The sequence below is a fragment of the Streptomyces sp. NPDC021020 genome, assembly GCF_044333285.1.
In the GTDB taxonomy this organism is placed as follows: domain Bacteria; phylum Actinomycetota; class Actinomycetes; order Streptomycetales; family Streptomycetaceae; genus Actinacidiphila.
Genome location: NZ_JBIRQQ010000014.1, coordinates 171,336 through 184,497, shown reverse-complemented (window position 1 = coordinate 184,497; position 13,162 = coordinate 171,336). Strand labels below are relative to the sequence as shown.

The 13,162-nt window shown below is 73.8% G+C and carries 10 protein-coding genes; 3 read left to right on the top strand and 7 right to left on the bottom strand.

Annotation, left to right across the window (positions count from 1 at the left end; translation table 11 throughout):
- The first annotated feature begins 164 nt into the window (after positions 1–164).
- Positions 165–1,358, top strand: coding sequence for a glycosyltransferase (locus ACH4SL_RS33650; protein ID WP_398453018.1), 1,194 nt, complete (start codon positions 165–167; stop codon positions 1,356–1,358).
- On the opposite strand, the gene ACH4SL_RS33645 is transcribed toward ACH4SL_RS33650, so the two are convergent.
- The 4 genes from ACH4SL_RS33645 to gmd all read right to left on the bottom strand — a co-directional run bounded on the left by ACH4SL_RS33645 (position 1,297) and on the right by gmd (position 6,341).
- On the bottom strand, positions 1,297–2,154 hold the full coding sequence (locus tag ACH4SL_RS33645; protein WP_398453187.1) for a glycosyltransferase family 2 protein: 858 nt from the start codon (positions 2,152–2,154) through the stop codon (positions 1,297–1,299). The two genes, ACH4SL_RS33650 and ACH4SL_RS33645, sit on opposite strands and share 62 nt — an antisense overlap.
- Positions 2,155–2,171: 17 nt before the next feature.
- Complete coding sequence (locus ACH4SL_RS33640; protein WP_398453016.1) at positions 2,172–2,912, bottom strand: hypothetical protein; 741 nt, start codon at positions 2,910–2,912, stop codon at positions 2,172–2,174.
- Positions 2,909–5,131, bottom strand: a complete 2,223-nt coding sequence (locus tag ACH4SL_RS33635; RefSeq protein WP_398453014.1) for a LamG-like jellyroll fold domain-containing protein — start codon at positions 5,129–5,131, stop codon at positions 2,909–2,911. Before ACH4SL_RS33635 ends, ACH4SL_RS33640 begins: the two co-directional genes overlap by 4 nt.
- 196 nt (positions 5,132–5,327) lie before the next feature.
- Positions 5,328–6,341, bottom strand: a complete 1,014-nt coding sequence (gene gmd, locus ACH4SL_RS33630; RefSeq protein WP_398453012.1) for a GDP-mannose 4,6-dehydratase — start codon at positions 6,339–6,341, stop codon at positions 5,328–5,330.
- Positions 6,342–6,440: 99 nt separating this feature from the next.
- Between gmd and ACH4SL_RS33625 the strand changes: the two genes are divergently transcribed.
- On the top strand, positions 6,441–7,490 hold the full coding sequence (locus ACH4SL_RS33625) for a GDP-L-fucose synthase family protein (RefSeq protein WP_398453008.1): 1,050 nt from the start codon (positions 6,441–6,443) through the stop codon (positions 7,488–7,490).
- Here ACH4SL_RS33625 and ACH4SL_RS33620 read toward each other — a convergent pair.
- Positions 7,487–8,866: a sugar transferase gene (locus tag ACH4SL_RS33620; protein ID WP_398453006.1), complete on the bottom strand. Its 1,380-nt coding sequence runs from the start codon at positions 8,864–8,866 to the stop codon at positions 7,487–7,489. The two genes, ACH4SL_RS33625 and ACH4SL_RS33620, sit on opposite strands and share 4 nt — an antisense overlap.
- A gap of 484 nt (positions 8,867–9,350) precedes the next feature.
- Here ACH4SL_RS33620 and ACH4SL_RS33615 point away from each other — a divergent pair, with 484 nt between their 5' ends.
- A complete protein-coding gene (locus tag ACH4SL_RS33615) occupies positions 9,351–10,343 on the top strand; it encodes a small ribosomal subunit Rsm22 family protein (protein WP_398453003.1) in 993 nt (330 codons plus the stop codon).
- A 111-nt stretch (positions 10,344–10,454) separates the two neighbouring features.
- Here ACH4SL_RS33615 and corA read toward each other — a convergent pair whose 3' ends face one another.
- The gene (corA, locus tag ACH4SL_RS33610) at positions 10,455–11,570 is read right to left on the bottom strand and encodes a magnesium/cobalt transporter CorA (protein ID WP_398453000.1); all 1,116 of its coding nucleotides are present in this window, start codon (positions 11,568–11,570) and stop codon (positions 10,455–10,457) included.
- Entirely contained in the window at positions 11,567–13,123 is a 1,557-nt protein-coding gene (locus ACH4SL_RS33605; protein ID WP_398452997.1) for a phytoene desaturase family protein, read from the bottom strand. Before ACH4SL_RS33605 ends, corA begins: the two co-directional genes overlap by 4 nt.
- Positions 13,124–13,162 lie beyond the last annotated feature (39 nt).

Genomic DNA, 13,162 nt, shown 5'->3' with positions numbered 1-13,162 from the left:
GAGTTTACGGGCCGGAGCCCCGCCGTCGCGGGGCGTTGCGGCAGGCGGCGGTGGCGCCCGGCGCCAATCCGCCCATAACGGGGCGGTATCCGCCATGTCGCGGGTAGGCTGCGGGAGATGCCGGGAGGGCCGCCGGGCGCGCCCGGCGGAGGGGGACGGGGACGATGCGGGCCTTGCACGTCGTGACACTGCACACGCCGACGAACGACTTCGGCGGGCCCACCCGGGTCGCGCTCAACCTCAGCAAGGGGCTGCGCGGCAAGGGGGTGGACGCGCGGATCGCCACGCTCGGGGACAAGTTCACCGGGCCGCTGCCGAGCGAGGTCGAGGGCGTGCCCTCCTTCGTGCGGCAGGCGCGGCACGTGCTGCCCGCGTTCGAGGTCAGCGGGATCACCTCGGGGGCGCTGCTCGCACGGGCGCGGCGGATGGTGAAGGGCGCGGACATCGTCCATGTGCACCTCATGCGCGACCTGATCACGCTGCCCTTCGCGCTCGTCGCCCTGGAGACGGGCACCCCGCTGGTGGTGCAGACGCACGGCATGATCGACCCCACCGAGAAGCTCTTCGCGAAGGCCGTGGACGCGCTGGGCATGAAGCGGGTGCTGCGCCGCGCGGGCGCGATCCTGCACCTGACGGACATGGAACGCGACGGTGTGCAGGCCGTGGTGCCGACGACCCCGCTGCGGACCTTCCGCAGGCTCGTCAACGGCGTCGCCCCGCAGGAGATGCGCCCGCCGCGCGGCGGCCGGCCGCCCACGGTGCTCTACTGCGCGCGGGTGCAGCAGCGCAAGCGGCCCGAGGACTTCGTCCGCGCGATGCCGCACGTGCTCGCCCGGCACCCGGACGCCCGCTTCGTGCTGGCGGGGCCCGACACCGGCCAACTGACCGCGCCCATGCGGGCGCTGGCCGACGAGCTGGGTGTCGGGCACGCGCTGGAGTGCCCGGGGCCGCTCGGGCACGACGCGGTCCTCGCGGCGCTGCGCGCGGCGGACGTGTACGTCCTGCCGTCCGTCGTCGAGCCGTTCGCCGTGTCGGTGCTGGAGGCGATGTCGGTGGGGCTGCCGGTCGTGGTGGCCCGCACCGGCGGGCTGTCGCCGGACGTGGCGGCCGCGGGCGCGGGCCGCGTCACCGACAGCCTGCCGGACGCCGACAACGGCGAGCTGGTCGGCCGGGCGGTGCTGGAGCTGCTGGAGCCCGCCGCCAACGAGCGGGCATCGCAGGCCGCGTGGCGGCTGGTCCACGACCGCTTCTCCATCGACGCGGTCGTGGACACCCTCCTCGGCGTCTACGGCGACGTCATGGCCGACCGCCCGGGCCGCCCGACTGCCGCTCGACGGCGCGCAGTTCACGGGTCTTGAGGCCGATCTGCCAGCGGTAGAAGCTCATCGCGAGCGCGTAGTCCAGGCCCGCCCGCCCGTCCAGGAAGCCGCGCCGGTAGACGTAGGCGTAGCCGAAGGACACCAGCGGCTTGAACGGCACCTTGTGGAAGAGCTGCCCCTGCCGGGTCTTGACCTGGCGGATGCGCTCCTTGACCTCCGGGTGGAGTTCGAGCCACGCCTCCCAGTCGGAGTAGCGGTTGTGCCGGTCGAACCAGGTGCGGACCGGGTCCAGGTCCTCGTGCTCGATGGGGGAGCGCAGCCGGGCCGCCGATTCCGCGACCGGCTGGTAGTGGCCCTCCTGCTCGCCCATCCCCGGCGCCCCGAGGTCGCCGACCTCGGGGAAGCTGCAGCGCGTGCGGTCCATGAGGGCGCGTTTGACGATGGTGTAGCCGTGCCGCAGCCGCCGCCCGGCGAACCAGTAGCCCAGCGGGATGTCGAAGGCGGCCACCGAGGGCGGGCCCGCGGCGAACACCGACCGCAGCTCGCCGAGGAGTTCGGGGCTCGGCGTCTCGTCGCCGTCCAGGAAGAGCACCCACGGGATGTCGGGGCGCACATGGTCCAGGCACCACTGCTTCTTCTTCGGGTAGCGCCCGTCCCACGCGTAGCGGACGGTCTCGGCGCCGAGCCCGGCGGCGATCGCGCACGTCTCGTCGGTGCTGTCCGAGTCGACGACCACGACGGCCCGCACATGGTCGATGACCGAGGAGACCGTACGGGCGATGTTCTCCGCTTCGTTCTTCGTCGGTATGACCACGACCAGCGGCAGCGTGTCCAGCGCGTCCAAGGGTGACGTCAGCTCCTCGTCCCTGGGGAGGCCAGCCAGGCGTAGCACCCGCTGGAGGTGATGCCGCGCGCACCGGCCGGGACGACGAGCCCGGCCGGGTGGCCCGCGCCCGTGCCGCGGCCCGAGGCGAGGACGGCGCCGTCCGCGCCGGTGGCCCGCCACGAGCAGGACGCCGACGGGTGCGGCGCCCGGTAGACACCCGGCACGACCACGGTGCCCGGCACGGCCTTCGCGCCGACGGTGAACGTGCCGTCGGCGAAGCCGCGGCGGGCGGCGTCGACGACGCCCTGCTGGTCCGGGCACAGCCCGCCCACGGCCGCGGAGGCTCCGTCGTACGAGATGTCGCCGGTGACGATCGCGCTCGCGGCGGCGTCCTTGTCGATCGCCGAGGTGCGGGTCAGGCGCTCGCAGATCTCCTGGCCGCCCTCCAGCACGGCGACCGGGTCCGTGCCGCGCGGCACCCGCCCGGACAGGTACTTCTTCTGCTGGGCCGTGAAGCTGCCGCCGCCCGGCGGGGTGAGCTGGGCGTCGGGCAGCTTCGGCGCGTCGGCGGCCGAGTCCGGCTGCCCGGCGCCGGACGCCGGGGACGGGCTGCCGGACGGGCTCGCGGCCGTACGGGACGGGGTCGCCGCGTCCTTCGCGGAGTCGGCGTGGTCAGAGCCGCCGGAGCCGCAGCCGCCGAGCAGCAGCGCTGCCGCCGCCGTCAGGACGACGGCGGCGGCAGCGCCCGTGCGGTGGCCGCGGATCACCCGGCGGTCCCGAGCGTGTGGTGCAGGTCGATCTGCGCGGGTGTGAGGACCGTCGGGTAGACGGCGGCCTCGTCGATCGAGCCCGCGAAGTAGGAGCTGGTGGGCGCGGAGGGCCAGCTGCCCAGGCTGTCGTAGCCGATGTGCCAGTAGCCCGCGTAGTTCTGGCTCGTGGTGACGGAGGGGTCGGCGGCCCGCAGCACCCCGTCCACGTACAGCTTCATCCCGTCCGTCCCCTGCGTGGCCACCATGTGGTGCCAGGCGCCGTCGTTGTACGCGGCCGGTGTGGTCACGGTGCGGGTCGTGCCCGTGTACACGCCGAAGATCAGCCGTCCGTTGTCGGTCATGTAGACATGCTTGTCGTAATTGCCGCTCGGGTGGGTGGAATTGGAGCCGAAGCCCATGATCTTTCCGCCGCTGGTGGTCGTCGTCCGGAACCACGCCTCGATGCTGTACTGCGTCGGCGTCGGGTGCAGCCGGTCGCTGTAGGTCCACTGCGACGAGCCGTTGAAGGTGTACGCCTTGGAGCCCGGCACCGCGCCCGGCGTCACCGCGTGCACGGGCCCGCCGACGCTGATACCGCTGTCGTCCCCGTCGGAGGAGTCGGCGTTGTACGAGCCGGAGGCGGCGTCGTAGCGCCAGTACAGGGAAGCCCCGTCCGCCAGCACCTGGTTCGGGTACGCCTCCGCCGAAGTGGGCACGGTGGCAGATGCGTTGGGCGACAGGGCGCTGGTGTTGACGCCGTCGCTCGCGGACACCCGGTAGGTGTACTTCACGCCCGGTGTGACGTCGGTGTCGGTGTACGTGAGCTGCGGGCGCACCCACGGCAGCGAGGAGCCGGTCACCGTGTAGACGGGGGTGGCGCCGCCGTTGCGGTAGACGCGGTAGGTGAGCAGGCCGTCGTCGGTGTCGGTGCTGGACTGCCAGCTGACCTTGACCGCGCCGGGCGCGATGCTCGTCACGGACGTCTGCGGCAGCGTCGGGGCGCCGGTGTCCGGGCCGCTCGCGAAGCGGGTGAGGCCCTGCTGCGCGACGCCGTTGACGGTGGTGAACTCGCCGCCCACCCACAGGTAGTCGGTGCCTCCGGCGGAGGCCAGCGCCATGACCCGCGGGCCGATCTTCTCGCCGATGCCGTCGTTGGTGTCGGGGAACCACGCCAGCAGGTGCGGGTCGTCCACGGATTCCGCGAGCAGGTGCTTGCGGACCGAGTCGGGGTATTCGCCCATGCTGGAGCAGTCGTGCGCGTGGTTGCCGCTGTAGAGGACGGTCTGGTAGACGGTCAACGACTGGGTGGCGCCGAGACAGTTGTCCCGCCAGACCTGCGAGAAGTCGGTGAGGCTGAAGCGGATCCGGCCGTCGAACACCCCGCCGCCGGTGCCCTCGTTGGCGGTGTAGAAGCTGTTGCTCGCGGCGTCCACCACGATGTCCTTGGTCACCGAGGTCGCGTCGATGAAGCCGGTCGGATACGCCTTCACGAGCGCGCCGGTCGCGGTGTCGACGACGGCGAGGGAGTGCGAGTTCACCCCGTCGACCGTGTTGAAGTCGCCGCCGAGGATGGCGTCCTGGCCGTCCGGGGTGAGGGCGAGCGCGCGGGCCGGGCTGTCGGCGTCGGGCGCCCACGGCAGCAGCGCGCCCGCCGTGCTGACCGCCGCGTACCGCCCGCGGTGCTGGCCGCCGACCGAGGTGACGTCGCCGCCGAAGAAGACGGTGTCGGCGGTCGCCTCGATGGTCCGTACGGTGCCCGCGACGGCCGGGTGGAAGCTGCCGCTGACCTGGCAGGTGGTGAGGTCGATCGCGGCGAGGCTGCTCACCCCGACACCGCCCACCTGGCCGAAGAAGCCGCCCGCGTAGAGGGTGTGGCCGTCCGGCGACACCGCCAGCGCCCGCACCGTGGCGTTGTTGGAGCCGACGGTGAAGTTCAGCTGGCAGCCCGCCGGTTGGCCGGTCGCGGCGTCGAACGCGGCGAAGTTCGCCACCGCCGTCTCGTTCGTCCCGGCCGCCGCGCCGGACGGGCGGATCGCGGAGAAGGTCCCCGCGGTGTAGACGATGCCGTTCGCCTCGGCCATCGCCCACACGACGCCGTTGGTCTGGTAGGTGGCGAGGCTGTCCGCCGTGAGCGCCACCGGCGCCTGGAGCGCCGCGGCGGGCGGCGCCCCCGGGATCGCCCCCAGCGCTGCCGCCGCCATCGCCAGCACGCCCGTTAATGCCGACCGTTTACGCATGTGTCCCCCGGTCCCCTTCAGGTGCGGCGGCCGTGGCCGGCCGTCGCGGTCCTGGGCAGAGTAGGGGGTTCCGCTTGCCGGGGTCCGCCTTTTGCCGAAACCGGCGGACGTAGTGAGAAGACACCGGACATCGGCGTATGTGTCGCCCGGAAACATCCGTACGGCGTACGCCGGTTGTGCCGTCCGGCCGAGCCGTTCACCGGTCGATCCGTACCGTCGCGCCCGCCAGCTGGTCGGCCACCTGGCGGATGTCCGCCTCGACCATGATCTCGGCGAGGTCGGCGACCCGCACCCGCGACTGCCAGCCCAGCAGCTCCCGTGCCTTGCCCGCGTCGCCGATCAGCGCGTCGACCTCGCTGGGGCGTTCGTACTTCGGGTCGTAGCGCACGTACCGGGTCCAGTCGAGGTCGGCGTGGGCGAAGGCGGTCTCCACGAACTGCCGTACGGTCGCGGCCTCGCCCGTCGCCACCACGTAGTCGTCGGGCTCGTCGCGCTGCAGCATCCGCCACATCGCCTCGACATATTCGGGCGCGTAGCCCCAGTCGCGCACCGCGTCCAGGTTGCCGAGGTAGAGCCGGTCCTGGAGCCCCGCCTTGATCCGGGCGACCGCGCGGGTGATCTTGCGCGTCACGAAGGTCTCCCCGCGGCGCGGCGACTCGTGGTTGAAGAGGATGCCGTTGACGGCGTACATCCCGTACGCCTCGCGGTAGTTGACCGTCGCCCAGTAGCCGAAGACCTTCGCGCAGCCGTACGGGCTGCGCGGGTGGAAGGGCGTGCGCTCGTTCTGCGGCGGGGGCGCGGCGCCGAACATCTCCGACGACGATGCCTGGTAGACCCGCGCCCCGCTGCCGCTGGCCCGTACCGCCTCCAGCAGCCGCAGCGCGGACAGGCCCGTCACGTCGCCGGTGTAGAGCGGCGCGTCGAAGGACACCCGCACATGCGACTGCGCGCCCAGGTTGTAGATCTCGTCGGGCCGCACCTCGCGCAGCAGGTTGACGAGCGCCACGCCGTCGGTGAGGTCCGCGTGGTGCAGGACGAACGTCCGGCCCGGCCCCTGCGGGTCCTGGTAGATGTGGTCGATGCGCTCGGTGTTGAACGTCGACGAGCGGCGCACGATGCCGTGCACGGTGTAGCCCTTGGCCAGCAGTAACTCGGCCAGGTACGAGCCGTCCTGCCCGGTCACGCCGGTGATGAGCGCGGTCTTGCCCATACGGTCCCCCAGTGGTGGTCGGCGGGTGCGGACAACTCCCCTCAGCGGTATGGGGAATCGGCACCCGGAAGGGTGAAGTGCGCTGACACAATGCGGTTCATGACGGCACAAGCTGACAAGGCGTCGGATGTCAGGGCGGATGCTACGGCGGGAGCGCGGTCACTGCTTCCCGACCGGGCCAGGGTCTTCGTCGCGGGCCACCGCGGGCTCGTCGGCTCGGCCGTCGCCCGGCGGCTGACCGCCGAGGGCCACGAGGTGCTGGCCCGCACCCGCGCCGAGCTGGACCTGCGGGACGCCGCCGCCACCGCCGGGTGGCTGCGCGCGGTCCGGCCCGACGCGGTCGTGCTCGCCGCCGCCCGGGTCGGGGGGATCATGGCCAACGCGACCTACCCCGTGCAGTTCCTGGAGGACAACCTGCGCATCCAGCTCAGCGTGATCGCGGGCGCGCACGCCGCCGGAGTGCCCCGGCTGCTCTTCCTCGGCTCCTCCTGCATCTACCCGCGCCTGGCCCCGCAGCCCATCCGCGAGGACGCGCTGCTGACCGGCCCGCTGGAGCCCACCAACGAGGCCTACGCGCTCGCGAAGATCGCCGGCATCGTCCAGGTGCAGTCCTACCGGCGGCAGTACGGCGCCGCGTACGTCTCCGCGATGCCGACCAACCTCTACGGGCCCGGCGACAACTTCGACCTGGAGACCTCGCACGTCCTGCCCGCGCTGATCCGCCGCTTCCACGAGGCCGCCCGCGACGGCGCCCCCGAGGTGACGCTGTGGGGCAGCGGCACCCCGCGCCGCGAATTCCTGCACGTCGACGACCTCGCCGCGGCCTGCACCCTGCTGCTGCGCACGTACGACGCCGACGAACCGGTCAACGTCGGCTGCGGGGAGGACCTGCCCATCCGCGAACTCGCCGAGACCGTACGGGACGTCGTCGGCTACCGCGGCCGGATCGGCTGGGACACCGCCAGGCCGGACGGCACCCCGCGCAAACTCCTCGACGTCTCCCGGCTGTTCGCCCTCGGCTGGCGCCCGGGGATCGCGCTGCGCGAGGGCGTCGCGGCCGTCTACGCGCAGTGGCGGGCCGAGGCAGCCGCGCAGGCCCCCGGGTCTGTGCCGGACCCGGGGGCCGGAGGCGTGGCGGCCGCCCACTAGTACGCCCCGCGTCCGTCGACCACGGCCCGCAGCGTGCGGGTCATGACCTCCAGGTCGCCCGCCAGCGACCAGTTGTCGACGTACCGCAGGTCCAGCGCGAGCGACTCGTCCCACGACAGGTCCGAGCGCCCGCTGACCTGCCACAGCCCGGTGATGCCCGGCTTGACCGCGAGCCGCCGCAGCGCCACCTCGTCGTAGCGCGCCACCTCGTCCGGCAGCGGCGGGCGCGGCCCGACGAGGGACATCTCACCGCGTAACACGTTGAGCAGCTGCGGCAGTTCGTCCAGCGAGCAGCGCCGCAGGAAGCGGCCCACGGCCGTGACCCGCGGGTCGTGCCGCATCTTGAACATCAGCCCGTCGTGCTCGTTGGCACCACTGCGCTCCAGTTCCGCCCGGCGGTCCTCGGCGTCGACCACCATCGTGCGGAACTTCCACATCGTGAACCGCGCCCGGTGCTGCCCGCAGCGCACCTGCCGGTAGAAGGCCGGGCCCCGCGACGTCACCTTGACCAGCGCCGCCAGCACGCAGAACAGCGGCGCCAGCACCAGCAGCCCGAGCGCGGCGCCCGCGCGGTCCAGCGCCGACTTCAGCCGCACCTGCGCCCCGTGCCGTACCGGCGGCGCGATGTGCAGCAGCACCAGGCCCGCCGGGTCGTCCAGCCGCACCCGGCGCACCTGCACGTCCACCAGGCCCGGCGCCAGCGCCACCGGCAGCCCCGCGTCGTGGAGGGACCACGACAGGCGGCGTAATCGCTCCGCCGACAGCCGCGGCCCCGGCGCCGTCAGCACCAGCTGCGCCCGGGTCTCGCGCGCCGCCCGCAGGACCGCCTGCGCGTCCTGCCCCGGCTCGGCGGGCTCCAGCACGCCGAGCCGCCCCGCGACGGGCGCGCCGCACGCCAGCCGCCTGCTGCCCACCGGCACCACGCCGACGACGGCGTACGCGTGCCCGGTGCGGGCCGCCAGATGCGCCACCGCGTGGTCCACCGCGCCCGGCTCGCCCACGACCAGCACCGGGCGCACCGCGCGCGCCCCGCTCCGTACGGCGACCAGCCGCTGGTAGGTCACCCGGCGGCACAGCGCCGTGAGCACCGGCGCCCACACGAGCCCGGCGAGCGCCGCCGTGGGCCCGGTCGCGGCGCCGCACACCGCCCGCAGCACCGTCAGCACCCCGAGCAGCAGCAGCCAGTCCACGACCACCTGCGGCCCGTCCCGGGTCTCGCCGAACGTGTCCGGCGCGTACCGCCGCCGCAGCGCCCGCACCACGGGCCACGCGAGCGCCGCCGCGAGGCCCCACACGGTCGCGTGCGGCGCGCCCGAGGCGTGCAGCGCCAGGGCCGTGGGTAATCCGGCGCCGACCGCATCCACGGCGAGGTTCACCGCGTACCACCCGGCCTTGCCGCCGCTTCCGCGCTGCGCTCCCTGCCAGGCCGCGGCAGCCGCCGTACGCCCGGCGGACGCCGCGGCGCGCGCGGCACCCGCACCGCTGCCCGGCCGCCGCGCGTACGACGGCGGCGCCGGCGCGCCGAACGCGCCCGGGAGCGCCGGCTGCGCTCCCCATACGGGCGGACTGTCCGTCCGCCCCGTTCTTCGCTCACTTGCAACGGGCATGACTGGTATGGCCGACTGTGACTCGACACGCCGCATGTACCCCCCAGGCACCTCGCGACTCGACGTCTTCCACTTCCCCTTGTGGTGTCCCGCCGTGCTCCCAGGAACGCTAGGCCAAGCGGCGGCCCTTCCGCTGTGGTTTACGCATATTCGAGCCGATGTTTTGGGCGAGTTAACACGCCTATGGCGTCCCGGTGGCCACGCAGTGTAAGGGGCGCGTGACAAGGGTGAACGCCCCTTACAGTTGGGGCTTGTGCCTACCGTGCCCCTCCCCGACGACCTGCGCGCCGCGCTCGCCGACCGGTTGCGGTCCACCGCCCCGACCAGCGCGTCCGCCCAGGTCGAGCGGCTGATGGACAGCTACCGCGGCCCGACGCCCACCGCCGCGCCCGTCCTGCGCGACGCGGCGGACGTCGCCGCATATGCCGCCTACCGGATGCCGGCCACCTACGCCGCCGTCCGCACCGCTCTCGACGCGTTCCGCTTGCAGTCCGCCGACTGGGCCCCGCGCACCCATCTCGACCTCGGCGGCGGCACCGGGGCAGCGACCTGGGCGGTGGCCGACGCCTGGCCCGACGCCGGCCACACCACCACTGTCCTGGACTGGTCCCAGCCCGCCCTCGACCTCGGCGCCGACCTCGCGAGCGCCGCCCGCACCCCCGCCGTCCGCACCGCCGCCTGGCAGCGCCGCCCCCTCGGCGCCGCGTCCGGCCTCCCGGCCGCCGACCTCGTGACCGTCTCCTACGTCCTCGGCGAACTCACCCCCGCGGACCGCGCGTCCCTCGTCGACGCAGCGCTCACCGCGGCGCAGGGCGCGGTCGTCGTCGTCGAACCCGGCACCCCCGAGGGGTACGCCCGCGTCCTCGCCGCCCGCGACCGCCTCGTCGCCGCGGGTCTGCACGTCCTCGCCCCCTGCCCGCACGACGGCCCCTGCCCGGTCACCGGCACGGACTGGTGCCACTTCGCGGCGCGCGTGCAGCGCACCGCGCTGCACCGCCAGGTCAAGGGCGCGACCCTGCCCTACGAGGACGAGAAGTTCAGCTACGTCGCCGCCGCGCGCTTCCCGGCGCGGCCCGCGGGCGCGCGGGTGGTGCGCCACCCGCAGATCCGCAAGGGCCTGGTCATGCTGGACCTCTGCGTCACCCCTCCGGGGCTGGAGAAGGAGACGGTGAGCAAGCGCCACGGCGCCCTCTACCGCGCGGCGCGCGACACGGAATGGGGCGACGCCTGGCCGCCTCCGGCGTAGGGCCCGCTGCGGAGGGGTGGTCGCTGCCGTCGCCGGACCGTCCGCCGATGGGTGGTTGCCCGCGCAGTTCCCCGCGCCCGTTCGGGGCGGAGCCGCCGCGTATCCGCCGGGTCACAGCCAGCCGATGCGGCGGAAGGCGCGGAAGACGATCGCGGACAGGGTGACCGTCACGCCGAGCATCAGCGGGTAGCCGAAGGTCCAGCGCAGCTCGGGCATGTGGTCGAAGTTCATGCCGTAGAAGCCCGCGATCATCGTGGGGATCGCGAGGATGGCGGCGCCGGCGGAGATGCGGCGCATGTCGACGTTCTGCTGGACGGCGAGCTGGCTGAGGTTGGCGGCCAGCAGGCCGTCGACGAGTTCGCTGTTGGCGACGAGGCGCTCGCGGACGTGGGAGAGGTGGTCGGAGACGTCGCGGAAGTAGCGGCGCAGCTCGGTGCTGAGGAGGCCGTCCGCGCCCTCGGTGAGGCGTTCCAGCGGGCGGGCCAGCGGGAAGACGGCGTGCTTGAACTCGATCATCTCGCGCTTGAGCTGGTAGATGCGCTCGGCGTCGTCGACGCGGGTGGAGGAGAAGACGTCCGTCTCCAGGGCCTCGACGTCCAGCTCGACCGCGTCCGCGACGTCGAGGTAGTCGTCGGTGACCTGGTCGGTGATGGCGTGCAGGACGGCCGCGGGGCCGTGCGCGAGCATGTCGGGGCGGGCCTCCAGGGCGTGGCGGACGCGGGAGAGGCCGGGGGCGCTGCCGTGGCGGACGACGACCACGAAGTCCGGGCCGAGGAAGATCATCACCTCGCCGGTGTCGACGACCTCGCTGGTGGCGGTGAGCTTCTCGTGCTCGACGAAGACGATGGTCTTGAGGACGAGGAAGAGCGTGTCGCCGTACCGCTCCAGCTTGGGCCGCTGGTGGGCCTGCACCGCGTCCTCGACGGCCAGCGGGTGCAGCCCGAAGACCTCCGCGATCTCCGCGATGTGCTCGGCCTCCGGCTCGTGCAGGCCTATCCAGGCGAAGCCGCCGCGCTTGCGGGCCTCGTCCAGCGCCTGCTGGGGCGGCAGCGAGGCCGCGCGGCAGCCGTCCTCGTACACCGCGCAGTCCACCACGACGTCCGCGGTGCAGCGGCGCTGCTCGGGGACGTCGTCGGCGTTCTCCAGGGTGTGCCAGCGCCCGCCGTGCCGCCACTGCCGGCCCGTCCTGTGCCGGGCCGGTGCCGCCTCGGACCTGTGCTGCTTCATCGTGCCTTCTCCATGACCGCCATCGCCGCGTTGTGCCCGGGGACTCCGCTGACCCCGCCGCCGCGGACCGCGCCCGCGCCGCAAAGGTAGAGGTTGGCATACCCGGTGCCCACGCCCCATCGCCCGGTGGCGTCCGTCACGTCGCCGCCCGCCTCGCCGTCGGCGTACGGCCAGGACAGGTCGCGGTGGAAGATGTGCCCGCCGGGCAGGCCCACCTCGCGCTCCAGGTCCACCGGCGACTTCGCCTCGATGCAGGGGCGGCCCTCCGGGTCGTGCGCTAGGCAGTCCGCGAGCGGCTCGGCCAGGACGGCGTCGAGCTGCGCGAGGGTGGCCCGCAGCAGCTCCGCCTTCACGCCCGCCGGGTCCTCGGCGAAGAGCCGCGCGGGGGTGTGCAGGCCGAAGAGCGTCAGGGTGTGCATGCCCTGCCCGGCGATTTCCGGGGCGAGGATCGACGGGTCGGTCAGGCTGTGGCAGTAGATCTCGGACGGCGGCGCGTCCGGCACCCGCCCGCCGGCCGCCTGCTCGTACGCGCTCTGCAGCGCGCGGTAGCCCTCGGCGACGTGGAAGGTGCCGGCGAAGGCGTCCCGCGGGTCCACCGCGGTGTCCCGCAGCCGCGGCAGCCGCCGCAGCAGCATGTTGACCTTGAGCTGGGCCCCCTCCGGGGCGGGCGCGGGCGGCTCCTCGCCGAGCAGCGCGGCCAAGGTGTGCGGGGCGGCGTTGACCAGCACGTCACGGGCCTGGACGGTGCCGCCGTCCGCGAAGGTCACCTCCGCCCGCACCCCGTCCGTCTCGATACGGGTGACCTCCGTGCCGGTGCGGAATTGCGCGCCCGCGGCCCGCGCCGCCGCCGCGAGGGCGTCGGTGAAGGCGCCCATGCCGCCGACCGGCACGTCCCAGTCACCCGTGCCGCCGCCGATGACGTGGTAAAGGAAGCAGCGGTTCTGCTTCAGCGACGGGTCGTGCGCGTGGCTGAACGTCCCGATCAGGGCGTCGGTCAGCACCACGCCCCGCACCGTGTCGTCGGCGAACGCCGCCTCCACCGTCTCGCCGAGCGGCCGCTCGAACAGCGCGCCCCACGCCGCGCGGTCCCCGACCCGCCGCTCCAGCTCCGCCCGCGTCGGCAGCGGCTGCGTCAGCGTCGGGAAGACCGCCTCCGCGACGCGCCGCGTCATCCCGTAGAAGGCCTCCCACGCGCCGTACTCCCGCTCCGACCCCGTGAGCCGCGCGAAGCCCTCCCGGGTCCGCGCCGGGTCCTCCGCGTTCACCAGCAGCCCGCCGGAGCCGCCGTACGGGGTGTACGAGGAGATCCGGCGCCGCCGGACGTGGAAGTCCAGCCCCAGATCCCGGACGATCTTCCGCGGCAGCAGGCTGACCAGGTAGGAGTAGCGCGACAGCCGCGCGTCCACCCCCGCGAAGACCCGGCTCGACACGGCCGCGCCTCCCATGTGGTCCAGCCGCTCCACGACCAGCACGCTGCGCCCGGCGAGGGCAAGGTACGCCGCGGCGGTGAGCCCGTTGTGCCCCCCGCCGACCACGACGACGTCGTATTCCATCCCAGCACCCTAGGCCCACGCCGGGGCCGGGGCGCCTTT

Excerpts from the sequence above, each read along its gene's own strand:
- ACH4SL_RS33605 (WP_398452997.1), bottom strand. The coding sequence starts at position 13,123 with ATGGAATACGACGTCGTCGTGGTCGGCGGGGGGCACAACGGGCTCACC.
- corA (WP_398453000.1), bottom strand. The coding sequence starts at position 11,570 with ATGAAGCAGCACAGGTCCGAGGCGGCACCGGCCCGGCACAGGACGGGC.
- ACH4SL_RS33625 (WP_398453008.1), top strand. The coding sequence starts at position 6,441 with ATGACGGCACAAGCTGACAAGGCGTCGGATGTCAGGGCGGATGCTACG.
- ACH4SL_RS33635 (WP_398453014.1), bottom strand. The coding sequence starts at position 5,131 with ATGCGTAAACGGTCGGCATTAACGGGCGTGCTGGCGATGGCGGCGGCA.
- gmd (WP_398453012.1), bottom strand. The coding sequence starts at position 6,341 with ATGGGCAAGACCGCGCTCATCACCGGCGTGACCGGGCAGGACGGCTCG.
- ACH4SL_RS33650 (WP_398453018.1), top strand. The coding sequence starts at position 165 with ATGCGGGCCTTGCACGTCGTGACACTGCACACGCCGACGAACGACTTC.